The organism is Anoxybacillus sp. CHMUD (assembly GCF_013096965.1).
GTDB lineage: Bacteria > Bacillota > Bacilli > Bacillales > Anoxybacillaceae > Anoxybacillus > Anoxybacillus kestanbolensis_A.
In genome coordinates this window covers 1-203 of sequence record NZ_SDLG01000113.1, presented here as the reverse complement: position 1 = coordinate 203, position 203 = coordinate 1, and the positions used below count along the sequence as shown (strand labels likewise).

Below are 203 nucleotides of genomic sequence, written 5' to 3'. Positions count from 1 at the left end.
GTACTAATCGAGTGTTGATATAACGCTTCGATTGTATCACTTAAACGCTTGTACGGGATCAATTGGATATGATGTAAATAAACAACGAGCGCCGTGAGCCGTGGACCGTATTGCACATGATTCGTGACATGTGATGGGAATTCGGCTTGTTGAACACATCGACAATGTGGACACGATTTCACTTCACGTTCATGTTGTGTCAC

General features: G+C 43.3%; 1 pseudogene. It reads right to left on the bottom strand.

From position 1 onward, the window contains the following. Positions 1–203, bottom strand: a pseudogene (locus ETB99_RS14860) (IS66 family transposase); the annotation flags it as partial.